Source organism: Acinetobacter sp. YZS-X1-1 (genome assembly GCF_000804305.1).
In the GTDB taxonomy this organism is placed as follows: Bacteria; Pseudomonadota; Gammaproteobacteria; order Pseudomonadales; family Moraxellaceae; genus Acinetobacter; species Acinetobacter variabilis.
Genome location: NZ_JWHB01000002.1, coordinates 61,644 through 88,468 on the forward strand (window position 1 = coordinate 61,644; position 26,825 = coordinate 88,468).

Sequence of the window (26,825 nt, forward strand, 5' to 3'; positions counted from 1 at the left end):
TGATTTTAAGGGATTCTGTCAGGTATAGTTAAAAGATGAATTTCTTTTCGAAGAATGCGGTGAAGTCCTCCGGGTGGTTGAAGAAGCTTCTTCGGGAAACATATTTTGAAAAAAACGAGGCAGGGTCGCAGAACTCGAAGATCTATTTCGATCAGCATCAGCCATAGGCCGAGTCTGCTGAAAACTGGCAAATTTTCCTAGCTGTTGCCGATACAGTTTTGCCGCAATGACCGATGGATCATTCTTGCCTAAACGCCGTTGCTGGCTACGAGAAATTTCAATTCCCCATAAGGGACAGGCTTTAGGACGTTCAGTTTCACGGATATACTGGTGACTGGTACTTGTATTATTACGACCACCAGAAGATGTATATCTGGATTTTTGCGAACGTAAGGCCGGTGCAATAATAAAATAAAATGCTGCAGCCAGCATAAGCAGGATAAGTACAAATTCCATAAGTACCTCGACTGATGCAGAGGAACCTGGAAAAGTTCCTCCTTAAGCGCTGACCATACGGGTGGTGGATTTCACCATATCTCCTAAACCATGTGTTCTAAAATAATGCTCCATCCAGCTTTTTACCATGAGTGGATTGTCCAGTTTTAGTACATGTTTGAGTAATTCCTGTGCATCCGGCATCGGTACATGACAGATCGTTTTTCGGACTCTCAAAATATTGCTAGAACTCATGGACAAGGTATTAAATCCCATGGCCATTAATAGTACGGCCGATAGAGGATCACCAGCCATTTCACCACAGATACTGATCGGTTTGTTATTACGGTGACAATCCTCTACCAGACGGGTCAGAGCACGCAGAATCGCTGGATGCAAATGTGAATAGACATTGGCCACACGTGGGTTATTACGGTCGACAGCAAGTAAATATTGGGTCAAATCGTTAGAACCGACCGAGAAGAAATCAACCAGTTCAGAAAACTCATCAATCTGATGCAGTACGCTCGGCACTTCCACCATAATCCCGATTTGCGGCTTGGTAATTTTGACCTGTTCTTCTTCCTGAACGGCATGATGATCACGTTCTAACAGATACAGTGCTTCTTCAACTTCACTGACACTGGTCACCATCGGCAACAGGATATGCAGATTGTTCAGACCGATACTGGCTTTCAGCATGGCGCGAATTTGTGAAGAGAAGATTTCAGGATGATCCAGCGTAAAACGAATTCCGCGCCAGCCCAATGCTGAATTTTCTTCCTTAATCGAGAAATATGGCAGGTCTTTATCTGCACCAATATCCAGCGTTCGCATGACTACCGGTTTATTGGCAAAGTGACTCAGTTGCTGCCGGTAAATGGCACGTTGTTCCTCTTCTCCCGGGAAGCGGTCACGTAGCATGAACGGGATTTCCGAACGGTATAGGCCAACACCTTTGGCACCACGCTGTACACCACGAACCACATCAATCATCAGGCCGGTATTTACAAACAGACGTACAGCGGTACCATCTGGCGTAATTGCATCTTTGGTCTCGTATTGACGTAGATCTTTGGCAATCTGTTCTTCTTCTTTCTGAATTTCTTTATAGCGGGTACGCAGACGACGTGGTGGATTGATAAAGATACGGCCCTGATGCGCATCGACAATCATCTCGACGTCATCCAGAGTATTGATGGGCAGTTCAGTCACACCCACGACAGTCGGAATACCGAGTGCGCGTGCCACAATCACCATGTGCGAATTCATGGCACCTTCAGTGGTGACAATCGCGGCAATCTTATCAACAGGCAGTTCCACCAGTGCAGCCGTTGAAATTTCTTCACCAATCAGGATGCTTTCATCGGTCAGTTCGCGATGGCTTTCATCGGCTTCCTGCAACTTGGCCAAAATACGACGTCCCAGATCTTTTAGATCAGCGACACGTTCACGCAGGTAATCATCCTCCATCTGGACAAACTGCGCCACATGGTTATCAATCACGATGCGAACCGCACCTTGTGCCCAGTGACCATCACGAATCAGTGCTTTAATTTCTGATGGCAGGGCATTTTCATCCAGCATACGCAGGAATACACTGAACAAAGCACGTTCTTCGGCCATCAGCGCATCCTGCATTTTGTCATCCAGGAACTGAATTTCTTCACGCACCGAATTTAAAGCATTATCTAGCAAAGCCAGTTCTTCGCTAATATTATCTGCTTCACGATCCGGAACAGCGCCTAGATCTGCAGGGGGATAAAGCACAATGGCGCGACCAAGTGCGATCCCGCCAGAACCGGATACGCCCTGGAAGGTTTTATATGCCGGTAAATTATTTGGTTTTCGGAATACATCAATATTGCCGACTGCATGTGCATGAGCGATTACGCCCGAAAGCTGAGCACATAGCGTAACCAGGAAAGATTCGGCTGCTTCACTAAAATCCTGGGATTCTTGATTTTGGACAACCAGTACGCCCATGACTTTACGGCGGTACATGACCGGAACGCCCAGAAAGGAATTATAAATTTCTTCGCCCGTTTCCGGTAAATACAGAAAACGATCATGCTTAGGGGCATTGTCGAGGTTAACGATTTCCTCACGCTGACCGACCAGACCAACCAGGCCTTCACCGGTATGTAGAGAAACATGACCGACAGCTTCGGGCTTCAGGCCTTTAGATGCCATTAATAGATAACGCTGGTTGCGTTCATCGAGCAGATAAATGGAGCAAACATCCACATGCATGGCCTCAGCGACCTGATTGACCATAATATCGAGTGATTCATGCAAACTGGTAGACGCATTAATCTCTTGGACAATGCGTCTCAGGGTATCCAGTTGCATATTCGACATGGGTGCTGCTCCGTATTTTTTTAGAAGTCCGGTAATTTAGTTTATTTATAACAATAGCCGAGCAAAAAATCTGCACATGCACGCGATTTTTTTAAGGTTTTTGTTGTGGTAATTGCTGACAGAGTTCAATCATGGCCTTGCGATAAACATCGCGTTTAAAATTCACCACTTGGCCTAATGGATACCAGTAACTGACCCATTGCCATTGATCAAATTCGGGCGGATCGGACAGATCAAGCTGAATGTTCTGTACGGGTGCCGTCAGTTTGAGTAAAAACCACTTCTGTTTTTGACCGATACATACCGGATCTGAATCCGTGCGAATGTATCGATACGGCAAACGATAACGCAACCATCCTTTGGTCTGCGCGATAATCTGGACGTGTTCAGGCAGTAAGCCAACTTCTTCTCTCAGCTCACGATAAAGTGCCTGCTCAGGGGTTTCTCCATATTGGATACCTCCTTGTGGAAATTGCCATGCATTATGACCAATGCGTTTTGCCCATAAAACCTGTCCAGCATCGTTTGCCAAAATGATCCCGACATTCGGTCGGAAACCTTCTGAGTCGATCATTTGGCTACCTAAAATTGTTTAATTTATGCCTTTGCTTTCGGGGAATATTATTTCTTTATCCAACTCGAAAAAAAGCAAAGTTTAAAAATGTTAAAATTGCTATGATCTTAACGAATTTCTATCGACTAGCGGAGATAGATTTACAATTTTTTTCTTAAATTTCAGTTTTTACGAGTATTTTCATGAAATTGGCGCTATTTGATCTCGATCACACCCTGTTAAACACCGATTCGGATCATTCCTGGGGGGAATTCCTGGTCAATGAAGGCCTGGTGGATCCCGTTCATCACCGCGCCATGAATGACAAGTTCTATGAGGACTATAAAAAGGGTCAACTGGATCCTTATGCCTATAATGAATTTGTATTCCAGTTTTTGACTCAACATGACCATGATTATCTGACCGAATTACATCAACTGTTCATGCAAAAAGTCATTCGCCCACAGATGCGTCCGGAAGGTTTTAAAGCGATTCAGCGCCATAAAGATGCAGGGCATGAAATTGTCGGCATTACTGCAACTTCGGACTTTATTACTGCACCGATTTTCCGTGAGTTTGGGATTACTGAAATTATTGCCACCAATGCTGAAGTCATTGACGGTAAATATACCGGTAAGGTGACCAATATCGCCTGCTATCAGCAAGGTAAACTGACCCGTCTGGAACAATGGCTGGCTGGTCGTGAGGTGACCGAGTCTTGGGCCTATTCAGATTCAATCAATGACCGTTTTCTGCTGGAACATGCAGATCATGCCATTGCTGTGAATCCGGATGATCGTCTGGAAGCACTGGCTAAAGAACAGGGCTGGGAAATTCAGAACTGGTCGATTTAAGTAATTCTTTCGATTTAATCAGGCACAACTTTGGTTGTGCTTTTTTATAAGCAGAAGAGGCTACTTTTTGACATGCCTGTTGCTGCATAAACATGCTATGCTCAGAGCAAATAAAGCAAGTCGACAATAACGATAGCAAGCGCCGAGGTAATGAAAATGACCCAAGTTAGACCGCGTATGACTCATCTATTTGCACAGTTAGGTCTGGATTCAAGTGCAGAAGGGATTGCCCAATTTATTCATGAGCATCAATTACCCAAAGATGTAAACCTGATGGAGGCGCCGTACTGGTCAGATGCGCAGCGCCAGTTCCTGGCTGAAAAAATTGCTTCAGATGGAGAATGGGCCATTGTGGTAGATCAGCTCAATGAATCTCTGCACGAGGATGCCACTAGCGGAATTGAGTAGTGAACAAAAAGCCAATCAGTTGATTGGCTTTTTCATTTGGGTATTACTGTGTTCGTTTCCATAAAGTTACTTGGGACAGGGTATGTTGATATTTACGCGCTGTTTCCCGAATCACAAAAGGCACATCCACAGGTTCGTCTAGCATTTCAAAATGTGAACTAAGTAAAGCCTTGATGCCCTCTAAGGTACTCAGGTTTTCTCCTGCCTGCTTAAATCCGCCGATCCATTCACTGCGTGCTGTATGTTCTTCCAGCCAGGTATAAGGCGAGGCCAGCATCAAAATGCCGCCCATATTCAGGCGCTTATGAATCTCACTCAGAAAAGCTTTAGGATGATGCAGACGATCAATCAGGTTAGCTGCCAGAATAAAATCATAATCTGTAAACTGAGGTTTCAGGTTGCAGGCATCGGCCTGATAAAACTCGACCTTATTGGCAGCCTGCTCAAGTCCAAGTTCTGCCAGTGAGCAGGATTTATATTCCACCAGTTCGCCCTCAACAGGAATGCTATAGCGCAGGGTCTCTCCTTGGGCCAGTACTACGCCTTGCTGAATAAAACGGGCAGAAAAATCTAGACCGGTGACCTGATCAAAATCTTGAGCCAGTTCAAAGCTGGCACGTCCAGTCGCACACCCGATATCCAGTGCTTTATGGCATGGAATGTTCTGAAAATAAGGACGGGCTAGTTTGATGAGGCTTTGTGCAAAGTTTGGAACACCGAAATATTCCGCCCCATACTGGAATTCCAGATATTGGGAAATCAGCTGATCGCTTTCATATTGCGAGTGAAACTGCAGTGATGTCTCTTCCGCGGCAACATAGCGAAAACCGGCATGCTGGAAAAAATGTCGCCGGAATGCATAGCGTGAACTGTGCAGGGCTTCATTACCGGCCGAAATCCAGGAACCGCCTTTAATCAGATGATGTTGGCCATCGAAGGTAGGGGTACTAAAATCATCATAGAAGGGATGGACTTGAAAGCCTTCGAAAGGATAAATCGGGGTCTCGGTCCATTGCCAGACATTGCCCTGAACATCATAAAAATCGCCATGCTGAAAATGATCCACCGGACAAGAGCTAGGGCCATATTTTAATTCAATATTGGCTTGCTCAGGACTTGGTAATTTGGGATCCAGTCCTGAAACTGCATACAGTCGATACCATTCATCTTCAGTTGGCAGGCGAATGGACTCTCCGGTCTGTACTGATTTCCAGTTACAGAAAGCCTTGGCTTCATGATAATTCACTTCGACTGGCCAGTCCCAAGGCATCGGAACTTCTTCCAGCATCAGTCTTAAGGACCAACCCAGTTCAGTTTTGATCCAGAAGGTAGGATGTGTGGCTTGAGAAAATGCCAACCATTGCTGGCCTTCTTCAGTCCAGTAGTTAGCTGTCTGATAACCCTCTGCTTCCACAAAGGCTAAAAACTCCTGATTGGATACCAGATATTTAGAGGCTTCGAATTCTTCAATTTCGGCATGATGGTGGCCGTATTCATTGTCCCAGCCATAAAAAGCATGTTCGAAATTTTTATGTAAATTGACCTGACCTGCCGGTACCTTTACCAGACTATTTTCAGGTGCAATACCGGTAATGACATTGGCACGCCACTGCGGATGATTTTGTACATAACGTAACTGATGCTGGCGGATTAAAACCGAAGACGTTTCCAGATGAATCCGTTCATGCTCAATGCCCATGATGATGGTCCACCAGGGATTGTGCCAGTTTAGTGGAAGTTGTAGCGGCGCATGTTCTATCACTTTCAAGACCAGGGCACGTACCTGATGCCGGTAATCACGTACCGCTTGAATGCTAGGCCAGTGATAGTTCTGTTCATCCAGATCATCCCAGCTCATTTCATCTACACCAATCGCAAATATGCTTTCCATATGCGGATTTAAACGTTCCGGAATCAGTTGAGCCAGCAACAGCTTATTGATAAAAAAAGTGGCAGTATGACCAAAATAAAAGATCAGTGGATGACGTAAGGCAATCGGTTTGACATAAAAGGCTTCTTCATTCTTCAGACAGTCAAACAGTTGCTCATAGGTGTCAAAGGTATTTAGAAAATAATTACGTAATACGGCACGCGTCGTCGGTTCATCTTCAAAATCAAGGTTGGGAGTAGGCTGTAGCGTTGGTTTAAGCGGTTTCCATAAACCCATTTCTTCGAGCAGGTCATGAGAAGAAGATAATAAAGTTTTGGAATCAGAAGATTTGATCTGCATTCTGTGCTTCCTTGAGTACGTTTTAATTTTTCATCTTCAGGAAAATGAATTTGATGCTTTTAAAAGTACTTGAAAGGAAGTGACAGATGCGATGTATTTAGGTAACAAAATGCTGCACCGATATTGATGCAGCAGAGAAATGTGAAAATTAGTTTTAAATTGACGGGCCTTGCATCAGTTGAACCAATGCTTCAGCTGCCTTGGATTGAGTACGACCCGGATGCCAGACCATACCGAGCTGACGGTTCATTTCCAGATTCAGATCCAGTTCTTGCAGGTCATGATTGACCAGGGTTTTGGGTAAGACTGACCAGCCTAAACCAATCGAAACCAGCATCCGGATGGATTCAAGCGGGTTATTGCTCATGGTCGTTTTCGGCTTGATACCCTGTTTTTCAAACTCGGCCATAGTAATCTGCGTGGTATAGGTCTGCGCAGAAGGCAGCAGGCTTGGGTAATTCACCAGATCTTCAAGAGACAGGTTTTTTTGCTGAGCCAGCGGATGGAACGGCGCTACCACAAAAACCAGAGGATCATTCCAGATGGTGACATATTTCAGACGTTCATCACCATGCGGTGGCAAGGTCAGGAAAGCCAGTTCCAGATCACCCGCAATCACCTGTTCATGTGCCTGTTCTGAATCTACAAAATGTACATCTAGCGTCACATTTGGATATTGCTGTACATATTCACGCAGATGGCTCGGTAAATGATGCAGGCCAATATGATGACTGGTGCCAATTTTCAGTTTACCTTGTACCTGACCCTGTTCATGACTCAGGGTATAGTGAATATCACCCAGCTCGTTCAGCCAGTTTTTTACCTTAGGCAGCAGGGAATGCGCCGCATGAGTGGCCTGTACACCACGGCCCGCAGATTCAAATAATTTCACCCCGAAATATTCTTCCAGACTGTGAATACGTTTGGTCACAGCCGGTTGGGTAATAAAAAGCTGATCTGCAGCCAGAGAAATCGAACCTGTTTCCATGACTTTTACAAAGGCTTCAAAAGCTGCGAGATTCATCTTGATCACCTATAAAGTTTTTTTATGCTTAAGTTTATTATTGTAATAATTTAAGAATAAATCAAAGTAAAAATATAGAACTCTTGGTTTAATGTTGAATTAATACACATTTTTAAATGTTTTATTTTATGTCATAAAAAAAGCCACCGAGGGTAGGTGGCTAAAAGAGGAAGATCGACAAAAAATTATGCGGTGATTTCCTCATCCTGTTGCTGGCGTTTTGCTTCCCAGATTTTCTCGTGGAAGAAGAAAGCAACCGCCTGTACAGTCGGTTCTAATAAACTCAAGGCAATCGCCATGGTTAAACTGCCTGTGACAAAATAGCCCACTAACATCGCAACGGTGATGTGCATGATGTAATAGCTAAATGTCTTTTTGAACATGCGCTGATTGTTTTCTACGAAACGTTGAATATGTGCCATGTGGATCTTCCTCAAAACAGATAATTTGTGCCGATGAGGAAATAATAATAATTCTCATTTAATTTGTAAAAACGAATATTTTTAATAAAACGATCGGAAAATTAGATTTATAAAAAGAGAGCTAAACTATGATTTAATTTAAGTTTTAAAAGATTCCAAAAAGTTTTTTAACTAATAAAAATGATAAATTAGATTTATGTGAATGCAGCGATATAATCAAAATTAGCGAAAGAATTTACCCAGTCCAGTGGAGCACATCGACATGGCAGGCGAGACCCAAACAGCAAAAACATTATACGATAAGTTATGGGATGATCATTTAGTAAAACAACGAGATGATGGTTCAGCTCTACTTTATATCGACCGTCATTTATTGCATGAAGTGACTTCACCACAAGCCTTTGAAGGCTTGCAACTTGCTGGCCGTAAGCCATGGCGTTTAAGTGCCAACATCGCAACACCTGACCATAACGTACCGACCTCTAAAAAAGAGCGTGAGCAGGGCGTGGCTGGGATTGAAGATGATACTTCACGTATCCAGGTACAAACCTTGGATGACAACTGTAAGACGTTCGATATTGTTGAATTTGATATTAACGATATTCGTCAAGGGATCGCGCACGTTGTTGGTCCTGAGCAAGGCTTAACCTTGCCAGGTATGACGGTTGTATGTGGTGACTCACATACCGCGACACATGGTGCATTCGGCTGCTTGGCACACGGGATCGGGACTTCAGAAGTTGAACATGTATTGGCAACCCAATGCCTGGTTCAAAAGAAAATGAAAAACATGTTGGTACGCGTTGACGGTAAATTAGGTCAGGGCGTAACACCGAAAGATGTGGTTTTAGCCATTATCGGTAAAATCGGAACTGCTGGCGGTACAGGTCACGCAATTGAATTTGGTGGCCAGGTATTCCGTGACATGTCGATCGAAGGCCGTATGACCGTATGTAACATGGCAATTGAAGCGGGTGCACGTGTCGGTATGGTCGCAGTCGATGAAAAAACCATTGAGTATGTCAAAGACCGTCCATATGCACCGAAAGGCGAGCAATGGGATCAGGCGGTTGCGTACTGGAATACCTTGCATTCTGATGAAGGCGCGCACTTCGATACAGTTGTGGTGTTGCAAGGTGAAGAGATTGAACCACAAGTCTCTTGGGGGACTTCTCCTGAGATGGTGATTCCGGTGTCTCAAGCGGTCCCAACTTTGGAACAGGCCAAAGATGATGTACAGCGCAATGACTGGAACCGTGCTTATCAATATATGGGCTTAACTGCAGGTCAGGCTTTAGCAGATATTCAGTTAGACCGTGTATTCATCGGTTCCTGCACCAATTCACGTATCGAAGATATTCGTGCTGCGGCTGAAGTGATCAAAGGTCGTAAAGTGGCTTCTAGCATTAAACAGGCCATGATCGTTCCGGGTTCGGGTTTGGTGAAACAGCAGGCAGAATCTGAAGGTTTGGACAAAGTCTTTATCGAAGCTGGTTTTGAATGGCGTGAACCAGGTTGTTCTATGTGCTTGGCAATGAATGCTGACAAATTGCAGCCAGGCGAGCATTGTGCCTCAACTTCAAACCGTAACTTTGAAGGTCGTCAGGGTAATGGCGGTCGTACCCATTTGGTGAGCCCAGCCATGGCTGCTGCTGCAGCGATTGCCGGTCACTTTGTTGATGTCCGTTCATTTTAATTGGTACGCAGGAGCAGAAATATGAAAGCTTATACCGTTGAACAAGGTATTGTTGCACCCTTAGACCGTGCCAATGTCGATACAGATTTAATTATTCCAAAACAGTTTTTGAAATCGATCAAACGTACCGGTTTCGGTGAAAACCTGTTTGATGAATTGCGTTATTTGGATGAAGGTTATCCAGGTCAGGACAACTCGGTTCGTCCGATTAACCCGGACTTCGTATTAAACCAGCCACGTTATCAAGGTGCATCGATCTTAATTTCACGTGCTAACTTCGGTTGCGGTTCAAGCCGTGAGCATGCGCCCTGGGCCTTGAATGAATACGGTTTCCGTACTGTGATTGCGCCAAGCTTTGCTGATATTTTCTTTAATAACTGTTTTAAAAATGGCATGTTGCCGGTGATCTTGCCGGAAGAAACGGTTGATCAGTTATTCAAGGAATGTGCAGCAGCTGAAGGTTATCAGTTAACGATTGATCTGGAAGCGCAGGAAGTTCGTACACCAAATGGCGAAAGCTTCAAGTTTGAAGTGGACCCATTCCGTAAGCATTGTTTGTTAAATGGTTTGGATGATATTGGCTTAACTTTGCAGGCGGCAGATGATATTCGGGCCTACGAAGAAAAAACCAAACAATCACGCCCATGGGTATTTGCTGAAATTCATTCATAAAACAGCAAAAATTGTCATGGCATGACTGCGAAGGCCTTGCTAATATCAGAAGATTATTAATTTTTTTGATAGGTTAATACAGACATCATGGCAACGTATTGGAAACAGTGGCTTGCTCTAAGTGCAGTATCAGTGCTGATGACCGCGTGTCAGAGCATTGATACCTTCAAACTTAAACATGCCAAAGAAGATGCAGAAAGCAAATCCAATGCTTTGATTTATTGTGCAGGCACACCGGATTGTCAGTTTGAACGTTTAGATCGGACCATGATTGTGGATGAGTCCACCAAGCGAATCAGCCCAGAAGCGCTAGATCAGCGTCTGGTTCGTTTGCAGGCCAAAAACCTGAAACAGGATAATCCGATTTATTTATCTGTGCCGGAAGGGCAGCATGAACTGGTGGTGCGTTTCTATCCGATTAGCAAGGATAAGGCTGAGACCTTGCATCTGTTCCAGCAGTTTAAGGCGAATAAACGCTATACCTTGAAAATGTTCCGTGACCGAAATGCACGTAGCACCAGTTTATTAAATGCCTCTGCACCTGATCCATTGTGTGTGGACCTGTTGCAAGAGCAGAAAGTGATTCGTCGTTTTTGCAAACCCTATAATGTCATCAATGGCATTGCAGAGTTTGTAGAAAAAAAAATTTAACCTAGTCAGGTGGATGCCTGACCTTATAAATGGAAAAGCTCATGTCTAAACAAATTTTGATTTTAGCTGGTGACGGTATTGGCCCTGAGATTGTAAAAGCCGCAGAACAGGTGCTTACACGAGTTAATGAAAAATTCAATCTGGGTTTAACATGGGAACAAGGTCTTTTAGGTGGTGCTGCGATTGATGCACACGGTTCACCTTATCCAGAGGTAACCTCTGAACAGGCGAAAAAAGCAGATGCAATTCTGCTCGGCGCTGTAGGCGGTCCAAAATGGGATACGATTGAGCGTTCAATCCGTCCAGAACGTGGCCTGTTAAAACTACGTAGTGAGTTGAATCTGTTTGCGAACTTACGTCCAGCGATTCTTTATCCACAATTGGCTGATGCCTCTAGCTTGAAACCGGAAATTGTCTCTGGTCTGGATATCTTGATCGTACGTGAATTGACCGGCGGTATTTACTTCGGTCAGCCACGCGGGATCCGTGAACTGGAAAATGGCGAAAAACAAGGTTTTAACACTGACGTTTATGCAGAATCTGAAATCAAGCGTATTGCCAAAGTTGCGTTCGAACTTGCTGGCCTGCGTGACGGTAAAGTATGTTCAGTCGATAAAGCCAACGTGCTTGAAGTGACTGAGCTTTGGAAACAAACCGTGACTGCACTGAAAGAAGAGCAATATCCAGACATTAACTTGTCTCATATGTATGTAGACAATGCTGCGATGCAATTAGTACGTGCGCCTAAGCAGTTTGATGTGATTGTGACTTCAAACCTGTTCGGTGACATCCTGTCTGATGAAGCTGCAATGCTGACTGGTTCAATCGGTATGTTGCCATCAGCTTCATTGGATGAAAATGGTAAAGGGATGTACGAACCTTGCCATGGTTCTGCACCAGATATCGCAGGTCAAAACCTGGCAAACCCATTGGCAACCATTCTGTCTGTAGCCATGATGCTGCGTTATACCTTCCGTGAAGAAGCGGCTGCAAAAGCTATTGAAGATGCGGTAGGTAATGTTTTAGACCAAGGTCTGCGTACGGCTGACATCATGTCTGAAGGCATGACTAAAGTGGGTACGGTGGAAATGGGTCAGGCAGTTGTGACTGCATTGAATTAAGTTACTCAGTATTTCTACGTAAAAAACGCAGCCTTGAGCTGCGTTTTTTTATGACTGATTTTGATTAACAGGTTCGACCCGTAAGGCTGACAGAAGTTGCAATATTGTCTTTAAGCAAAAAGGTAATCTTGCATTGCAAATTCACATCATACCCTGATGCAGGACTCACAGTGACTGGAACCGGAACTGTGCCTGTACCTGCTGCCGGAAATTGGGCAATCGGTAAGGGCACGGTCACAGGACGTTCTACGACATAGCTGAGCTGTTGGGAGCTGAGCTCAGGTTCACTGATTTGCTGATAACCCAAACGTTTCAAATCTAAATTGCGATCAATATACTGGCTGCTCTGGCCAATAAATTGCTGTAAATAAGCTTCACGGTCGGCCTGGCTGATCGTGGGTGTCTGTGCACACCCTGACAGACCGAGCAACAGGATGCTCAAGCCCAATACCAGAGGAGTCCCTTTGCTTAACAACATCACATCACTCCTACTCAAGGAACGCTTAAAAACAGTGTAGTAGCAAAGTGTGAGAGGAACTGTTGTAATTTATTATTAGGTAAGACAACAATAATCAGGCAGTTAGATGTTAGCTGTAGCCATCAAATCCAAGACAACTTAGAATGTTCTTATATTCACTTCAAAATGAATAAAAAGCAAAAATGAGTATTAACAGGCACGTCCGCTATATTGCACGGATTGGGCAGTCCCTTGTTCTAGCTGTAAATGAATCTGACAAGGCATTTCAACCTGATAACCCGGGCCGGGTGCAGTTGCGAGTCGTACAGGGGCACCTATACTGACACTTTGCTGAATGGCGGGTGTTCCCAACGGAAGTTAAATGGTGCGAAGTACGGTATAACTCAGACGTTTTCCGTTTGTACAGGTGCTTTTGAGGTCTTAAAACCGAGTGCAGTTAAATCCAGATCCTTGCGAATTGACTCTGCAGATTGGCCGATATATTGCTGTAGTTGCTGATCTAGTTGTCGTGATTTTGTCGAATTGGTAGTGGCGCAGGCACTCAGGCTGATTCCTAGGATCAGAGAAAACAAGATTTTTTGCATGAATGATTCACTGTTTTTATTAGAGGAAAAATAGAAATGATTATCTTCGAATGCAGTATAGGGAATGTGCAGGGGAATTGATATAAAAGAAAAGGCAATAAAAAAGCCACTGGATGAGTGGCTTTTGCTTCCGCTAAAACTTAGCGCGCACGGTATGTGATACGACCCTTAGTCAAATCATAAGGAGTCATTTCGACCTTCACGCTATCGCCAGTCAAAATACGAATATAGTGTTTACGCATTTTACCAGAAATATGGGCAATTACTTCGTGACCGTTTTCTAAACGTACACGGAACATAGTATTAGGAAGCGTCTCGGTGACAACGCCTTCGAACTCGATGAGTTCCTCTTTATTGGCCATAGCCTACCTGAATGAATAAATTGGAAAGGCGCAAATTATAGTCAATTTTTTCGCAAAACACAAGGTGTAATGGGCGTTAGACTGATCATCTGTCAGTAAAATAAGCGAAGTATGAGTTTAAACTTTTTTAACTAAAAAGCGTATGGTATCTGTTGTCAGTTTGGTCAATCACAGTTAATCTAATTTCAATCTTTTTAAGTATAAATGAAGTACATACAAGGAAGGTTTTTGAGTGAGTCAGCTAACGGATGCATCAGTCGTATTGCGTTTAGGCTATCAGGCGATTCGTCGTGCAGGTTTGCCAACAGAAGAACTTCTGACGAAAGCAGGAGTTGCTTTAAATCAGGTGGAGACCAATGACCGTACTCCGCTTAGTGCTCAGTATGCCTTCTGGGTTGCCGCAGAAGAGGTCAGTAAGGACCCGGATATCGGATTGCATCTGGGTGAACATTTGCCACTCTATCGCGGACAGGTGATTGAGCATCTGTTTATTTCATCAGAGAATTTTGGTGAAGGCTTGAAACGTGCACTGGCTTATCAGCGTCTGATCAGTGATGCCTTTCATGCCAAGCTGGTGGTCGAAGATGATCGCTGCTATCTGACCAATGGTGAACAGCCTTTTGCTGAAAGTCTGGTCAATCGTCACTTTACCGAATGTGCGATGTCAGGTGTGTTGCGTTTCTTTAAATTTATTACTGAAGGCCGTTTTGAACCGATCTATATCGATTTTAATTTTTCCAAAGGCGCGGCAGATGAAGAATATTTCCGGGTTTATGAATGTCCGGTAAGTTTGGGGCAGAAAGAAACCCGTTTGTATTTTGATCCAAGTATTCTGGATTTTCCACTTTGGCAGGCAGAACCGGAACTGTTGCAGCTACATGAACAGCTGGCGATTGAAAAATTACAGGAACTGGCTCGTTACGATTTAGTCGGGGAAGTGCGTCGTGCAATCGGTTCTACTTTAGAAAGCGGTGAAACGACTTTGGAAACTGTAGCCGCTCAACTGAATATTACTCCACGTCGTCTACGTACCCAGCTCAGTGAGGCTAATACTAGTTTCCAGCAGATTCTGTCCGATTATCGCTGTCGTCTGGCTAAACGTTTATTAGCGAGTACCAATGAAAGTGTGGAGCGTATTGTTTATCTGACTGGATTCTCGGAACCGAGTACCTTCTACCGTGCCTTTAAACGCTGGACCAATGAAACACCAGTGGAATATCGGAAGCGGAAGCAGCGTTAATTACCATCCTAAGTCCCTCCTTTCTTGCGCTTCAGCTTAAAGCAGTGCTTAAGCTTTGCTCAGGAGGAGAGTTCCTCCCTTTTTAAAGGGAGGTTAGGAGGGATTTAAAAATTAAAAATAATTAGCTTATTCCGGCATATTCAACCAATATGGACCCAAAGGTATTTTGGGTAAGTCAAAATGCTCTGGATATTCAGCCTGAATAAAATACAGACCGTCCGGTGGTGCGGTAACTCCGGCTGCTTTACGATCTTCTGCTGCAAAAATATGGTCAATATGGTCAACCTCATACATGCCTTGACCGATTTCCAGTAAACAGCCCATGATATTGCGTACCATATGATGCAGGAAGCCATCCGCCTGAATATCTAGAATCAGATAAGGCCCATGCTGGATCAGGCGGCAATGACGTACATGACGTACCGGCTGATTGGACTGGCAGGCTGCTGCACGGAAACTTTCAAAGTTATGCGTGCCTTCAAACTTTGCAGCTGCCTCAATCATCTTTTTGACATCAAGTGGATAGTAAATATGCGTGACCTGTTTATGCAGCAAGGCAGGGCGTACCGGATGGTTATAGACAATATAGCGATAACGGCGTGCCTGTGCTTTAAAGCGTGCATGGAAGCCATTATCCATCTCCTTGATCCATTGGATCGAGATATCCTTAGGTAACTGGCTATTTGAGCCCATTAACCAGCCTCGTTCAGAACGCAAGGCATGGGTATCAAAATGTGCAACCATATTCGTCGCATGCACGCCGGCATCGGTTCGGCCTGCACCATGCAGAATAATCGGTTTATCGGCAATTTTGCTGAGTACCTTCTCGATGGTTTCCTGAACACTGATTACGCCCGGCTGTTGAGTCTGCCAACCTCGATAATTCGTTCCACAAAACTCAATTCCCACTGCAAAACGCTGCATAATGACCTCAAAACCTGACTAATCGTACCAATGGGCATGCCATTGCTCTACCGTGTCATATTGTAAATACATTTTTAGGGCTTTTGCATAAAGATCAGCATGGCCATAACTTTCATTGAGCAGAATTTTGCAATCATGCACCCATTCAGCAATGGCATAACGCTGATCGGTGGCACCAAAAGGCACTTGAGTAGTTAAGACCGAGATACAGCCTTTGGCATAGAGCTGATTGATGAAATCTACGATCTCTGGATTGACGGCCAGATTGCCGGTTCCAAAACCTTGCAGGAATAGGAAGTGTGGCGGATGGGCTAAAATATTTTTCAGATTATTGAACTGTTGGACTAAATCAATCGGCTGCATCATCAAGCTCATGCAGTTAAAATCTGGAGCTTTGGTAATATCGTCTGCCGTAACCTGACAACTTTGCTGGTTGGCCCGAATAGCGATATGAGCGTCCAGACCAGTAAAGGCATTCAGCTCAGTGGTATGCTGCTTTAAGGCAGTTTGAGCATGAATCAGTTGCTGATGAAAAGCTAGATAAACATTTGCATTACACTGAGTTACTGAAGCGAGCGCAAAGCTCAGATTGTCCATGGCATCGCTAAATTCGCGTTGCGCATCGCCTTCAGCATTCAGGAGGGGATACTGGCTGCCAGTCAGCACAATATGAGCTGAATTCCCCATAAAATGTGCCAATACTGCACTGGCATAGCTCAGGGTATCTGTCCCGTGAATAATCACAAAATGTTGTATCTGCTGTTCAGATTGCAGATTTTGGATAAATTGCACCAGTTCTAACCAGTCTGTAGCAGTACAGGCACTACTGTCCTTAATCACAGGAGCGCAGTAATACTGAATCAACGGTTGATCCGTAGCAAGCAGCTGTTCCAGTTTTGGAATAAATAAATCGGCAGACATAGGGGAGAGCGGGTCACCGACACAGCCAAAGGTGCCGCCCATATAAATCAGTGCAATATCTTTCATCATAAAAAAAGCAGCCAAATGTGACTGCTTTAGTGTAAAGGGAAATTGATTAAGATGCGATTTGATTCAGCAACTGATCGGCTTGCTGACGTTGTGCTGCTGTATATTCAGCTTCACGTTCAGCAATGACTTCACGGGCAGCTGCATAAGCGCCTAACTGGATATATTGCTGTGCCAGCTCCAGGTTAAGGTTCGCTTCATTAACTTCCATCAGCTCCGGGAAAGACTGCACCAATGGATCATGTTGATCGGTTGCTGTAGTTACTGGCGCTGTCGGAATCTCAAAATTCACCCCTGTAGAAACAGGAGCTTCTTTTACAGCTTCGATATTATCAAGTTTGAAATCTAGTCCAGATGTTTCAGTCGTAGCAGGCGTTTCAGTTGCAGGCGTTGCAATATCAAGGCCAGAAAGATCAAACTCAGTCGCAGGTTCGGCTGTTTTTTCCGCAGCAGGTGCTGGAGTGTCTAGAGAGAAAGAAAAATCTAAAGGCTGGATTTCTTCTGTTGTTGCAGGCGCTGATTCTGTTTCTAAAGATACAGATGGTTCAAGCTCAAGCTTAAAATTCAGAACCGGTGCTGACTCAGTTGCTGCTGTTGGAGCAGTCTGGGTTTCAGCAGTACTCATCTGAAGATCAAATTCAACTGAATTATCTGATACAGGCGAAGCTTCTTCCGTTTTTACTGGCTCAGCCGCTGGAATCTTCGGTTCAAAGTTGAACTCTAAGGGTTGGATATCAGGTACTGGTTCCGCTACAGCAGCTGGTTTGCTTGGTTGCAGTTCCTGTTGTAATGCATCAAATGCCTGTTCGTTTGAAGCAGGAGTGGCAACCAGGTCTGCAAAGGCATCTGTAGAAGGTTTGCTTTCCTGTACAGGAGGGGTTTGTGGCTGAGCACTTGGGAAATCAATAGTATCCTGAACAGCGACCGAAGAGTTTTCAAACTCACGCTTTTTGACCTCAGCCTGAGCCAGAATATCTTCCAGTTCCAGAGAGCGAACATGGTTAATCAGCTGTGAAATCGCAAATTCATCTTTTTGCAGGATATGAATGTCGAGTAGCAGTAAATATAACTCATGTTGAGAATTATCGCGATTCAGTGCCTGATTGATTTGAGCTTCAGCTGCAAAGAAATTACGTTCCTGAATCAGACCTTCAATTTTCTTGCGTATTTCTTCTGATAGAGGCGTTGCTGATTTTTTAACGACTCCGGCTGGCTCGACCACTTTGGTTCTTTGTGAAGTGGATTTTGACGCAGCGCCAGGTTTTTTCGCTTTTACAGTTTTAGTTTTTGCTTTATCTGATTCTTGAGCATCTTGTCGTTTTTTTACGACAATTAATACGATGATCAATATCACTAATGGAATCACATAAATCAGCATGTTTTACCCCTTGGGGATAGAGTCCTTAAGTTCGCCTATCCCAATAAATCGTCATGTGTAACTTTTTAATTAATTGGCTTTTTATCTGCCTGTTGTGCTTTAAGCTGCTGCTGCAGCTGGGCAAGACGAGCATTTAATAATTGAATTCTGTGATCCTTCTGATTGAGTGCCAATTCTAGTTCAGTTACGTTTCTCTTTAATTTAACGGTTTTTTCACGGGCTGTCATAACTTTTAATGACAACTCTTTCGAAGTTCGATTTTCTTTTGTGTTTGAGTTGGCAGAAACCTGGCCGGAATCACGCTGATTCTCGGCAACCAGGCTCATTTCTGCCTCATTCAGACGATATTTGGTTTTTGCAGCAGGTTTGGAGGGTACTTGAACAGACTTAGTCGCTGCGGCCTGTATCGGAGTTTTCGCAGTATGAATGGTCGCTAAATTAAGCGCTACACCTTTACGCAAGCGGTTGGCATCACCCCCAATAAAAGCATGTTCATTTTCACGCTTGATCTGCTGCATGACCTCACTCACTGGACGCTGCTGTTCATTGGCAATCCTGGAGGCAATGCCCCAAAGCGACTCATTTGACTGTACCACATAGGTCGGTTTGACCTGGGTTGAGGTGCTTTGCTTGATGGCTGCCAGCTGTGCCTGAGTTTTAGCCGCTAAATTTGGTTTGTCCTGTGCAGTGGTAGATGCCGCCTGCTTGCGTGCCTGCTGTTCTGCATATTTTTTGACAAGTGGATCACTGGACACCATCTGGTTTTCAGTGTTTGTCGGTGCAGAAGCTTGCGCTGAGGCTGTATTTTTATTTGTTGGGACTACTGCAACTTCAGCTGGTTTTGTTTCAGCCTGAACTTTTGTCGCTGCAGCCTGTAAGTTTGGCGTTACATCTACTTGAGTTACAGCCGTGTTGATTGCTTTGGATGGAGTATTCACTGGCGCAGTGTTTACAGTACCAGCTTGCTGTGAACTATGACTTGTCGCTGCTACCGCAGTTTCAGTATTAAGTTTTGTTGGGCTTGTGACTTGAGCTGCAATACTCGATGTCGGCTCATGGGTCACAGCAGCTATCGCGGTTTTAGAGATAGAGCTGGCTGATAATGCAGGAGGTGCTGTGTTTTGCAAGGCTAACGGTTTTTCTGCCCCAAACGAGGTGGCTGGCTTGGATTGAGCATTGGTATAGCGCGTACTCACCGGTAAGTTTAGGGCAATATCTTTTTCACTCACGACTACGACAGGCGCGAGTGGCTGTTCATTCTGTTTCAGGCTGGCCTGTAACAAATCAGTTTTAGGTCTTAATGCAGTACGGATATGCTGTAGGCGTGCTGCATTGCCTTCCTTGATTTTTACAATGATATTTAATTCACGATCAGTGACCGGGCGCGAGGAGGTAATGGTAATAACCCCAGTACCATTACTGTTGCGACGGGTGAAAAAATTCAAATGACCCGGTGGCTGATGCGATGCACCCAGAGAAATCAGGTCTTCTGGCGAGGCTAAACTTACCTCAATGGGCAAGTTAATATCTGATTGACGGAAATTCATTTCCGCATAAAGCAATTCCCCAGGTGCAGACTGGATTTGTACCGGATCTACATTAATCGCATAAATATTTTGTGAAGCAACAATGGCTAAAATGGCAAGCTTTAATTTGTTATATACAGTCATCTGTGAGCTCAGTCATTATCGCATAGCGAAAATTATAGATTAACGGGATGTTTGTTTTTTGTAAAATACTTACGCAATAGTTACACAAAAAAGCCGATCAATAAAGATCGGCTTTGTGCTGTATTTCCTGACGGAAACTTAAGAATTTTTATAATCAATCAAGATACGCAGCATACGGCGTAAAGGTTCTGCAGCACCCCAAAGTAACTGGTCACCCACTGTGAATGCACCTAGGTATTCTTTACCCATGTTCAGTTTACGCAGACGACCAACAGGTACAGTTAATGTACCAGTGACTGCGACAGGAGTCAGATCAGTCATTGATGCTTCACGAGTGTTTGGCACAACTTTAGACCAGTCATTTGCATTTGCAATGATATCTTCGATCTCATCCAGTGAAACGTCTTTGCGAAGTTTCAGCGTTAATGCCTGAGAGTGACAACGCATTGCGCCGATACGTACACAGTGGCCATCAATCGGTACGATCTGCTGGTTACCCAGGATCTTGTTGGTTTCAGCCTGACCTTTCCATTCTTCTTTAGACTGGCCGCTTTCCAGCTGCTTGTCGATGTATGGAATCAGAGAACCCGCTAAAGGTACACCGAAGTTTGCAGACGGGAAGCCTTCACCACGTTGCAATTCAGCAATTTTAGAATCAATGTCCAGAATTGGAGAACGTGGATCATCTAGCAAGTCTTTGGTATTATTATATAAATAACCCATACCAGTAATCAGCTCACGCATGTTTTGCGCGCCCGCACCCGAAGCTGCCTGATAAGTCATTGAAGTTGCCCATTCCACCAGATTGTTCTGGAACAGACCGCCTAAGCCCATCAACATCAGAGAAACGGTACAGTTACCGCCCACGAAAGTTTTGGTGCCTTTGACCAGACCGTCTTTGATCACATGCATGTTCACCGGATCAAGTACGATGATTGCTTCATCATCCATACGCAGGGTAGATGCTGCATCAATCCAGTAGCCATCCCAGCCTTCAGCTTTCATTTTCGGGAAAACTTCAGTGGTATAATCGCCACCTTGACAGGTAATAATGACATCCATTTGCTTCAGACTGTTAATGTCTGTTGCATCCATAAGTGCTGGGGCAGTCTTACCACCAAATGCCGGAGCTTCACCACCCGCATTACTGGTAGAAAAATAGAATGGCTCAAAATGAGCAAAATCATTCTCTTCAACCATACGTTGCATAAGGACGGAACCCACCATCCCGCGCCAACCGACCAGACCTACTTTCATGTCACTTTGCCTCGGTGCGTTAAAAAATCAAAAGGGATTCGAGTGTATCAAAAAGGGACGTGACTGCAAGAGCTACACAATCAAAACATCAATATTCTTGAGCGAAATATCTGCTTTATGATACATACAAAATTGATAAAGCAATTTTTCTTTTAGAAAAAATAATAACTTAGTAAAGAGTGTATCTTATGGTAGGGTTTATCCAGATCATGGCAATCGTGGTCATCTGGTTAAGTTTCTGGTCGCTGATTCCCCGAGATGAATGGTGGATTCGTGGTGCAGATTTTCCACGTTTACAGATTCTGGTTTTGGGCTTCATTGCCTTTGTACTTTTTCTCCTCGTCGATCACCCATGGACGGCCTTCAATCAGCTGCTTTTTGTCGGCCTGATCGCTGCTTTGGCGTATCAGCTGAAAATGGTCTTGCCTTATACCTTTGTTTGGAAAAAACAGGTCAAGCAGGTCAAGCAGGATCAGCTGGATCCGGATCGTCAGATTTCCCTGATTGTCTCAAATGTCCTCACCACCAATACCAAATATCATTTACTGATTGAACAGATCCAGACCCATCAGCCAGACTTGGTCTTAACGCTGGAAACCGATAAGGCATGGCAGGATGCACTGGCCGTCATTGAGCCAGATTATCCCTATCGGGTGCCCGTACCTCTGGATAATCTGTATGGCATGCATCTGTACAGCAAACTTGAGCTGAGTGAAACCGAGGTTAAATTTATTCTGAGTGATGAAATTCCCTCGATTCATACCAAAGTCATGTTACGTTCCGGACAGCCGGTACAGCTTTATTGTCTGCATCCGAAACCGCCAAGCCCAACTGAAGCTAAAGATTCAACCTTACGTGATGCGGAACTACTGATTGTAGGGGATCAGATTAAGGATCTGGATGAAAGCTGCATTGTGATGGGAGATCTAAATGATGTGGCCTGGTCACGCACGACACGTTTATTCCAGCGTATCAGCGGTTTGCTGGATCCACGTGTCGGTCGACGCTATGTAAATACCTTCCATGCCGATTATCCTTTATTACGCTGGTCGCTTGACCATGTGTTTCACAGCACCGATTTCGCTCTGGTGCATATGGAGCGTTTAAAACACGTCGGGTCAGATCATTTTCCGGTTTATCTGGTTTTACAAACTGGGCGGGTATTTGAGCATCATCAGGAAGCGCTGGAAGAAACGGATCAGGATGATCAGGAAGCCAAAGAAGCGATTCAGGAAGGAATTGAAAAGGCAGAGAAAGAAGAGAAAAAAGTCACTGATAAGATTGCGATGGCTTATAAGAATGAGGGGAAATTCTTATAGTTTTAGCTGAAAAGTGTACGATATTGCTTACAGCAGTTTCCGCTTCTTGCGAATGGGCAGTACAGAGGAATCCACGTATTCTAAGCTCATCAGCACAGGGAGTCGAGAAAGGATATTCTCATAAGGAAGACGAAGCTGAATGAAAACATCATGGAAATGATGCTGAAAGGGAAATCACAACAACGAAGAAGCAATTATAATATATGAAAGCACAACCTCATTAACCCGGGTTTTACAGGATGTAGAACTCGGGTTAAATTATTTTTGGTTCATTTTTTTATTATAATTATTTGATTATTAAAATAAAATTTAAATTAAAAAATGGATATTACCTGAATGGAAGTTATGATTCCCGATCATGATTCAGTTAATGAATCCGAAGTGCTACAGCTCTATCTAGTCAATCAATGGTCAGCCGCAGAAAAACCTCAATTACTTTTACAGGCTTTGCAGCATTCTCATAGTCTGGTGACGGCACGTATCAACGGTCGGCTGTTCGGCTTGGGAAATGCGATTTCAGACGGTTATCTGGTGGTGTATTTCCCGCATTTATTGGTTCACCCAGAGGTGCAGCGACAGGGCATTGGTCGTCTGATCATGCAAGAAATGCTGCAACGTTATTCAGGATTTCATCAGAAAATTCTGGTAGCTGATCAGCATGCCACTGAATTTTATAAAACTCTAGGTTTTGAGCGTGCAGGGCATACACAAGCAATGTGGATTTATCAGGGAACCGATCATTGATTTTTCTTGCCAATAATACCGTTCATATTAATTCTAGTTCTTAATAGATTTTATCGTAGCCTTCAGGACGGGTCTTAAAGCGACGATGGAACCACATATATTGCGTCGGTGCAATGCGCAACTGGCGTTCAATAATCAGATTTACCCGGGTTGCATCATTGACTTCATCCGCACTTGGCAAATTCTCTACCGCAGGTTCGATCAATACACAGTAGCGTGGATTTTTAATATCCCCAGTCCGGTAAAAATAGAGTGGAATGGCAGCAGCTTTGGTTATTTTGAGTAAGCGACGATGTGCAGTTACTGTGGCTGCAGGTACCCCAAAAAAGGGCGCCATTACGCCTTGTTTTAAACCAAAATCCTGATCCGGACTGTACCAGATAGCATGGCCATTTTTCAGGTTACGCACCAGACCGCGCATATCATCATGGTCAATCTGGTTGACATAAATGGTGGCACGGCAGCGGTAAATCAGCATATCGAGCAAGGGATTATTTTGTGGTCGATACACCACATCCGGCTCAAAATACTGTGCACATAAATAACCGCCGGCATCCAGTAAAGTCGAGTGGGTGCCAAGCAATAAAGCCCCTTTACCTTCTGCCTGAGCCTGCTGGATATGTTCCAGCCCTTCAATCTGTACCCGGCCTTTAAACCATTTTGGGCAATACCAGGCATTCAAGGTCTCAAATACACCGAGCATCTGGTCAATAAAGACCATACGGGCATTGTCCTGAACTTCTTGAGCTGACCATTCCGGGAAACAGACTTCCAGATTGCGAAGCGTGGTTTCACGGCGAGATTTCAAATATTTAAATGCCATCTGGCCGAGTAGATCTGCCAGACGATGCTGAATCGCCCAAGGTAAGATGGCCAGAATCATCAGAAATACAATACCCACCCAGATACCCCAGTATTGCGGTAACAGGAATGACCATTGAAATTCACCGGGTTGGTATTCTGGCGTTCGACTCATAAATTCAATATTTAAAATCAAAGATGTCAGCAGTGTAGCAGAAGAGCTTTTTGAAATAAAAAACTGCAAAATAAAAAAGCACCTGTATGAATACAGATGCTTAGTGACTAGGCGATTTAAAGATTAACCTTTGGTCATATTTTCCAGTTCGTCCCAACGTTCCATTTTTTCCAGCAAAATCTCATCAATTTCGCCTAAACGTTCAGAGGCTTTGGTCGCTGCTGCGGCATCTGTGACAAACCACGAGCCATCCGCCAGTTTGTCGGAAAGTTCAGCTTGTTCTTTTTCCAGTGCTTCAATTTCAGCCGGTAACAGTTCCAGTTCACGCTGATCTTTGTAGCTAAGTTTTTTCTTTGGCGCAGGTGCTACAGGTGCAACCGCTGCTTCAGCCTTGGCTTGAGCTTTTTTGACTGCCATTTTCTGGTCAACCACAGTCTGATCTGGACGTTGTTCCAGATAATCCTGATAGCCACCGACATATTCATCAATATTACCTTTGCCATCAAAGACCCAAGTCGATGTGACGACATTGTCCATGAAGGCACGGTCATGCGAGATCAGTAGCAGGGTGCCTTTGTATTCCGCTAGCATTTCTTCCAGCAGTTCCAGCGTTACCATATCCAGATCGTTGGTCGGTTCATCCATCACGATCAGATTTGATGGTTTCAGTAACAGTTTGGCGAGCAGAATACGGTTACGTTCACCGCCAGATAGAGCTTTAACTGGCGTACGGGCACGTTCTGGCGAGAACAGGAAGTCTTGCAGATAGCTGTAGATATGACGACGTTGGCCATTCACATCGACATGATCTGAACCTTCCGAAACGTTATCTTTAACTGATTTTTCCAGATCCAGCACATTACGTAGCTGGTCAAAATAAGCAATTTCCAGCTGGGTTCCGGTTTTGACTGTACCGCCATGCTCGATTTCTCCCAGAATGGCTTTGATTAGTGTGGTTTTACCGACACCATTATCACCTACCAGACCAATACGATCACCACGCATTACAAGCGCCGAGAAATCATTAATAATCGGTGCATTGTCACCAAACTTCACGCTCAGATGTTCAATCTCGAACACCACTTTACCTGAACGCTGTGCTTCCTGAGTTGACATGTTGACTTTGCCTTGCTGGAAACGGCGTGCTTTAGACTCTTCACGTAATTCTTTCAGAGCACGAACACGACCTTCGTTACGGGTACGGCGCGCTTTAATACCTTGACGAATCCAGGCTTCTTCTTCAGCCAGTTTTTTCTCGAACAGGGCATTTTGTTTTTCTTCTGCTTCCAACTGCTGAGCTTTTAGGTCGAGGTAACGTGAATAATTGCCTTCATAGCTACGCAAAATGCCACGATCCAGCTCGACAATACGGGTCGCAATACTGTCCACAAAGGCACGGTCATGCGAAATAAACAGTAAGGTCAGGTTATTCTGTTCTAGCAGGAATTTTTCCAGCCATTCAATACTTTCGACATCCAGATGGTTCGTTGGTTCGTCGAGTAACAGCACATCAGGTTGAGTGAGCAGGGCACGTGCCAACAGAACACGGCGTTTACGGCCACCGGATAAATCAGCAAGATCCGCTTCCGGATCCAATCCCATTTTACTCAGGATTGAATTAACCTTAGTTTCCAAAGCCCAGCCATCCAGCTGATCCATCTGATGCTGCAAATGTCCCATGCGGTCACAGGCTTCCATATCACCGAGCACGCAAGCTTCACTGGCTTCATGATAGGCACGCAACACTTCTGAAGCTTCACCGGCGCCATCAGCAACAATATCTGCAACCTTGCCAGAATCCATTGGCACGTCTTGGGCCAGCATGGAAATGGTGATGCCATTTTGTAACGAAACTTCACCACTATCCGGGAGTAAACTTCCTTCAATCAGTTTAAGTAAGGTAGACTTACCCTCACCATTACGGCCAATCAAACATACTCGTTCACCGCGTTCCAAATTAAAGTTGGCGCCGTCGAGCAAGGCAGGTCCGCCAAATGCCAGTTGGACATCCCTTAAAGTAATATAGGCCATAATGTTAATGTTTCCTGAAATCCCAAATGAGGACTTAAAATGACTAAACAACAAAATCTAAATGATCAGGCGTCATTTTCCGCACCCATTGAAGATTTGCAAGTGCGAATTGCATTTTTAGATGATTTAGTTGAAGAGCTGAATCAGCAGGTCACTCGCCAGAGTCTGGAAATTGCCGATTTAAAAAAACAAATGCAGTTGTTATATCAACGTGTTGAGTCTGCAGATTTGTCCGAAGGGATTGATGCTTTTGATCCGGTCACCAACCGTCCACCGCATTATTAATTTACAAATAATTTTTAAAAAGAAAGCAAAAAGAAAGCCCTCCAGTCGTGAGGGTTTTCTTTTAAGCAGGTGAAGCTCGATAAACCTAAACCAAGTCACCACTTTTACTTCGTCCAAGATGATCTTTAAAATCTAAATATCGTCATGGAAGGTGGAAACTATT

27 protein-coding genes are annotated in these 26,825 nt (G+C 44.3%); 10 read left to right on the plus strand and 17 right to left on the minus strand.

Annotated elements, in window-relative coordinates; genetic code table 11:
• Positions 1–18: 18 nt before the first annotated feature.
• The 3 genes from RJ01_RS01575 to RJ01_RS01585 form a co-directional block, all read right to left on the minus strand.
• On the minus strand, positions 19–456 hold the full coding sequence (locus tag RJ01_RS01575) for a hypothetical protein (RefSeq protein WP_005232370.1): 438 nt from the start codon (positions 454–456) through the stop codon (positions 19–21).
• A gap of 42 nt (positions 457–498) precedes the next feature.
• A complete protein-coding gene (ptsP, locus tag RJ01_RS01580; protein WP_005232368.1) occupies positions 499–2,796 on the minus strand; it encodes a phosphoenolpyruvate--protein phosphotransferase in 2,298 nt (765 codons plus the stop codon).
• 91 nt (positions 2,797–2,887) lie between these two features.
• Positions 2,888–3,370 (minus strand): RNA pyrophosphohydrolase, encoded by a 483-nt coding sequence (locus RJ01_RS01585; protein WP_004781838.1) that lies wholly within the window; start codon positions 3,368–3,370, stop codon positions 2,888–2,890.
• A gap of 182 nt (positions 3,371–3,552) precedes the next feature.
• Between RJ01_RS01585 and RJ01_RS01590 the strand changes: the two genes are divergently transcribed.
• Together RJ01_RS01590 and RJ01_RS01595 are read left to right on the plus strand one after the other, a co-directional pair.
• Positions 3,553–4,203, plus strand: a complete 651-nt coding sequence (locus tag RJ01_RS01590; RefSeq protein WP_005232364.1) for an HAD family phosphatase — start codon at positions 3,553–3,555, stop codon at positions 4,201–4,203.
• A gap of 156 nt (positions 4,204–4,359) precedes the next feature.
• Positions 4,360–4,611, plus strand: coding sequence for a DUF2789 domain-containing protein (locus RJ01_RS01595; protein WP_005232362.1), 252 nt, complete (start codon positions 4,360–4,362; stop codon positions 4,609–4,611).
• A gap of 43 nt (positions 4,612–4,654) precedes the next feature.
• On the opposite strand, the gene ovoA is transcribed toward RJ01_RS01595, so the two are convergent.
• The 3 genes from ovoA to RJ01_RS01610 form a co-directional block, all read right to left on the minus strand.
• On the minus strand, positions 4,655–6,778 hold the full coding sequence (ovoA, locus tag RJ01_RS01600) for a 5-histidylcysteine sulfoxide synthase (protein ID WP_104427024.1): 2,124 nt from the start codon (positions 6,776–6,778) through the stop codon (positions 4,655–4,657).
• A 217-nt stretch (positions 6,779–6,995) separates the two neighbouring features.
• On the minus strand, positions 6,996–7,865 hold the full coding sequence (locus RJ01_RS01605; RefSeq protein WP_004781845.1) for a LysR family transcriptional regulator: 870 nt from the start codon (positions 7,863–7,865) through the stop codon (positions 6,996–6,998).
• A gap of 185 nt (positions 7,866–8,050) precedes the next feature.
• On the minus strand, positions 8,051–8,287 hold the full coding sequence (locus RJ01_RS01610) for a DUF2061 domain-containing protein (RefSeq protein WP_005232356.1): 237 nt from the start codon (positions 8,285–8,287) through the stop codon (positions 8,051–8,053).
• 262 nt (positions 8,288–8,549) lie between these two features.
• On the opposite strand from RJ01_RS01610, the gene leuC reads away from it, so the two are divergent.
• The 4 genes from leuC (at position 8,550) to leuB (ending at position 12,427) form a co-directional block, all read left to right on the plus strand.
• Positions 8,550–9,983: a 3-isopropylmalate dehydratase large subunit gene (gene leuC, locus RJ01_RS01615; protein WP_005232354.1), complete on the plus strand. Its 1,434-nt coding sequence runs from the start codon at positions 8,550–8,552 to the stop codon at positions 9,981–9,983.
• A 21-nt stretch (positions 9,984–10,004) separates the two neighbouring features.
• Positions 10,005–10,655: a 3-isopropylmalate dehydratase small subunit gene (gene leuD / locus RJ01_RS01620; protein WP_005232352.1), complete on the plus strand. Its 651-nt coding sequence runs from the start codon at positions 10,005–10,007 to the stop codon at positions 10,653–10,655.
• Between the two features lie 87 nt (positions 10,656–10,742).
• Positions 10,743–11,306 carry a hypothetical protein gene (locus RJ01_RS01625; RefSeq protein ID WP_005232350.1) on the plus strand — a complete coding sequence of 188 codons (564 nt, stop codon included), beginning with the start codon at positions 10,743–10,745 and terminating at the stop codon, positions 11,304–11,306.
• 41 nt (positions 11,307–11,347) lie between these two features.
• A complete protein-coding gene (gene leuB / locus RJ01_RS01630) occupies positions 11,348–12,427 on the plus strand; it encodes a 3-isopropylmalate dehydrogenase (protein WP_005232348.1) in 1,080 nt (359 codons plus the stop codon).
• Positions 12,428–12,491: 64 nt separating this feature from the next.
• Here the strand turns inward: leuB and RJ01_RS01635 are convergent, their stop codons facing one another.
• The 4 genes from RJ01_RS01635 to infA all read right to left on the minus strand — a co-directional run bounded on the left by RJ01_RS01635 (position 12,492) and on the right by infA (position 13,851).
• Complete coding sequence (locus RJ01_RS01635; RefSeq protein WP_005232345.1) at positions 12,492–12,905, minus strand: hypothetical protein; 414 nt, start codon at positions 12,903–12,905, stop codon at positions 12,492–12,494.
• A gap of 189 nt (positions 12,906–13,094) precedes the next feature.
• Positions 13,095–13,256, minus strand: coding sequence for a hypothetical protein (locus RJ01_RS16265; protein WP_158651681.1), 162 nt, complete (start codon positions 13,254–13,256; stop codon positions 13,095–13,097).
• Positions 13,257–13,288: 32 nt separating this feature from the next.
• Complete coding sequence (locus tag RJ01_RS16080; RefSeq protein ID WP_005232343.1) at positions 13,289–13,489, minus strand: hypothetical protein; 201 nt, start codon at positions 13,487–13,489, stop codon at positions 13,289–13,291.
• A 140-nt stretch (positions 13,490–13,629) separates the two neighbouring features.
• Entirely contained in the window at positions 13,630–13,851 is a 222-nt protein-coding gene (gene infA, locus RJ01_RS01645) for a translation initiation factor IF-1 (RefSeq protein WP_001284370.1), read from the minus strand.
• A 232-nt stretch (positions 13,852–14,083) separates the two neighbouring features.
• Between infA and RJ01_RS01650 the strand changes: the two genes are divergently transcribed.
• Complete coding sequence (locus tag RJ01_RS01650; RefSeq protein WP_004781856.1) at positions 14,084–15,091, plus strand: AraC family transcriptional regulator; 1,008 nt, start codon at positions 14,084–14,086, stop codon at positions 15,089–15,091.
• Between the two features lie 126 nt (positions 15,092–15,217).
• On the opposite strand, the gene truA is transcribed toward RJ01_RS01650, so the two are convergent.
• The 5 genes from truA to asd form a co-directional block, all read right to left on the minus strand.
• The gene (gene truA / locus RJ01_RS01655) at positions 15,218–16,015 is read right to left on the minus strand and encodes a tRNA pseudouridine(38-40) synthase TruA (protein ID WP_005232340.1); all 798 of its coding nucleotides are present in this window, start codon (positions 16,013–16,015) and stop codon (positions 15,218–15,220) included.
• Between the two features lie 18 nt (positions 16,016–16,033).
• On the minus strand, positions 16,034–17,005 hold the full coding sequence (locus tag RJ01_RS01660) for an asparaginase domain-containing protein (protein ID WP_034169948.1): 972 nt from the start codon (positions 17,003–17,005) through the stop codon (positions 16,034–16,036).
• A 46-nt stretch (positions 17,006–17,051) separates the two neighbouring features.
• On the minus strand, positions 17,052–18,380 hold the full coding sequence (locus tag RJ01_RS01665; protein ID WP_034169857.1) for a fimbrial protein FimV: 1,329 nt from the start codon (positions 18,378–18,380) through the stop codon (positions 17,052–17,054).
• 65 nt (positions 18,381–18,445) lie between these two features.
• A complete protein-coding gene (locus RJ01_RS01670; protein WP_034169858.1) occupies positions 18,446–20,050 on the minus strand; it encodes a hypothetical protein in 1,605 nt (534 codons plus the stop codon).
• Positions 20,051–20,188: 138 nt separating this feature from the next.
• Positions 20,189–21,307, minus strand: coding sequence for an aspartate-semialdehyde dehydrogenase (gene asd, locus RJ01_RS01675; RefSeq protein WP_034169859.1), 1,119 nt, complete (start codon positions 21,305–21,307; stop codon positions 20,189–20,191).
• Positions 21,308–21,495: 188 nt separating this feature from the next.
• Between asd and RJ01_RS01680 the strand changes: the two genes are divergently transcribed.
• Positions 21,496–22,626, plus strand: coding sequence for an endonuclease/exonuclease/phosphatase family protein (locus tag RJ01_RS01680; RefSeq protein WP_034169860.1), 1,131 nt, complete (start codon positions 21,496–21,498; stop codon positions 22,624–22,626).
• Between the two features lie 336 nt (positions 22,627–22,962).
• Complete coding sequence (locus RJ01_RS01685) at positions 22,963–23,370, plus strand: GNAT family N-acetyltransferase (RefSeq protein ID WP_034169861.1); 408 nt, start codon at positions 22,963–22,965, stop codon at positions 23,368–23,370.
• Between the two features lie 40 nt (positions 23,371–23,410).
• Here RJ01_RS01685 and RJ01_RS01690 read toward each other — a convergent pair whose 3' ends face one another.
• Together RJ01_RS01690 and RJ01_RS01695 are read right to left on the minus strand one after the other, a co-directional pair.
• Complete coding sequence (locus RJ01_RS01690) at positions 23,411–24,346, minus strand: lauroyl acyltransferase (RefSeq protein ID WP_034169949.1); 936 nt, start codon at positions 24,344–24,346, stop codon at positions 23,411–23,413.
• 123 nt (positions 24,347–24,469) lie between these two features.
• Positions 24,470–26,377: an ATP-binding cassette domain-containing protein gene (locus tag RJ01_RS01695; protein ID WP_034169862.1), complete on the minus strand. Its 1,908-nt coding sequence runs from the start codon at positions 26,375–26,377 to the stop codon at positions 24,470–24,472.
• 39 nt (positions 26,378–26,416) lie between these two features.
• Between RJ01_RS01695 and RJ01_RS01700 the strand changes: the two genes are divergently transcribed.
• Complete coding sequence (locus RJ01_RS01700) at positions 26,417–26,662, plus strand: SlyX family protein (RefSeq protein ID WP_034169863.1); 246 nt, start codon at positions 26,417–26,419, stop codon at positions 26,660–26,662.
• The last annotated feature ends 163 nt before the right edge of the window (positions 26,663–26,825 follow it).

What these genes read in the sequence shown, in the direction of transcription:
- RJ01_RS01575 (WP_005232370.1), bottom strand. Translation starts at nt 456, where the DNA reads ATGGAATTTGTACTTATCCTGCTTATGCTGGCTGCAGCATTTTATTTT.
- ptsP (WP_005232368.1), bottom strand. Translation starts at nt 2,796, where the DNA reads ATGTCGAATATGCAACTGGATACCCTGAGACGCATTGTCCAAGAGATT.
- RJ01_RS01585 (WP_004781838.1), bottom strand. Translation starts at nt 3,370, where the DNA reads ATGATCGACTCAGAAGGTTTCCGACCGAATGTCGGGATCATTTTGGCA.
- RJ01_RS01590 (WP_005232364.1), top strand. Translation starts at nt 3,553, where the DNA reads ATGAAATTGGCGCTATTTGATCTCGATCACACCCTGTTAAACACCGAT.
- RJ01_RS01595 (WP_005232362.1), top strand. Translation starts at nt 4,360, where the DNA reads ATGACCCAAGTTAGACCGCGTATGACTCATCTATTTGCACAGTTAGGT.
- ovoA (WP_104427024.1), bottom strand. Translation starts at nt 6,778, where the DNA reads ATGGGTTTATGGAAACCGCTTAAACCAACGCTACAGCCTACTCCCAAC.
- RJ01_RS01605 (WP_004781845.1), bottom strand. Translation starts at nt 7,865, where the DNA reads ATGAATCTCGCAGCTTTTGAAGCCTTTGTAAAAGTCATGGAAACAGGT.
- RJ01_RS01610 (WP_005232356.1), bottom strand. Translation starts at nt 8,287, where the DNA reads ATGGCACATATTCAACGTTTCGTAGAAAACAATCAGCGCATGTTCAAA.
- leuC (WP_005232354.1), top strand. Translation starts at nt 8,550, where the DNA reads ATGGCAGGCGAGACCCAAACAGCAAAAACATTATACGATAAGTTATGG.
- leuD (WP_005232352.1), top strand. Translation starts at nt 10,005, where the DNA reads ATGAAAGCTTATACCGTTGAACAAGGTATTGTTGCACCCTTAGACCGT.
- RJ01_RS01625 (WP_005232350.1), top strand. Translation starts at nt 10,743, where the DNA reads ATGGCAACGTATTGGAAACAGTGGCTTGCTCTAAGTGCAGTATCAGTG.
- leuB (WP_005232348.1), top strand. Translation starts at nt 11,348, where the DNA reads ATGTCTAAACAAATTTTGATTTTAGCTGGTGACGGTATTGGCCCTGAG.
- RJ01_RS01635 (WP_005232345.1), bottom strand. Translation starts at nt 12,905, where the DNA reads ATGTTGTTAAGCAAAGGGACTCCTCTGGTATTGGGCTTGAGCATCCTG.
- RJ01_RS16080 (WP_005232343.1), bottom strand. Translation starts at nt 13,489, where the DNA reads ATGCAAAAAATCTTGTTTTCTCTGATCCTAGGAATCAGCCTGAGTGCC.
- infA (WP_001284370.1), bottom strand. Translation starts at nt 13,851, where the DNA reads ATGGCCAATAAAGAGGAACTCATCGAGTTCGAAGGCGTTGTCACCGAG.
- truA (WP_005232340.1), bottom strand. Translation starts at nt 16,015, where the DNA reads ATGCAGCGTTTTGCAGTGGGAATTGAGTTTTGTGGAACGAATTATCGA.
- RJ01_RS01660 (WP_034169948.1), bottom strand. Translation starts at nt 17,005, where the DNA reads ATGATGAAAGATATTGCACTGATTTATATGGGCGGCACCTTTGGCTGT.
- RJ01_RS01665 (WP_034169857.1), bottom strand. Translation starts at nt 18,380, where the DNA reads ATGCTGATTTATGTGATTCCATTAGTGATATTGATCATCGTATTAATT.
- RJ01_RS01670 (WP_034169858.1), bottom strand. Translation starts at nt 20,050, where the DNA reads ATGACTGTATATAACAAATTAAAGCTTGCCATTTTAGCCATTGTTGCT.
- asd (WP_034169859.1), bottom strand. Translation starts at nt 21,307, where the DNA reads ATGAAAGTAGGTCTGGTCGGTTGGCGCGGGATGGTGGGTTCCGTCCTT.
- RJ01_RS01680 (WP_034169860.1), top strand. Translation starts at nt 21,496, where the DNA reads ATGGTAGGGTTTATCCAGATCATGGCAATCGTGGTCATCTGGTTAAGT.
- RJ01_RS01685 (WP_034169861.1), top strand. Translation starts at nt 22,963, where the DNA reads ATGGAAGTTATGATTCCCGATCATGATTCAGTTAATGAATCCGAAGTG.
- RJ01_RS01690 (WP_034169949.1), bottom strand. Translation starts at nt 24,346, where the DNA reads ATGAGTCGAACGCCAGAATACCAACCCGGTGAATTTCAATGGTCATTC.
- RJ01_RS01695 (WP_034169862.1), bottom strand. Translation starts at nt 26,377, where the DNA reads ATGGCCTATATTACTTTAAGGGATGTCCAACTGGCATTTGGCGGACCT.
- RJ01_RS01700 (WP_034169863.1), top strand. Translation starts at nt 26,417, where the DNA reads ATGACTAAACAACAAAATCTAAATGATCAGGCGTCATTTTCCGCACCC.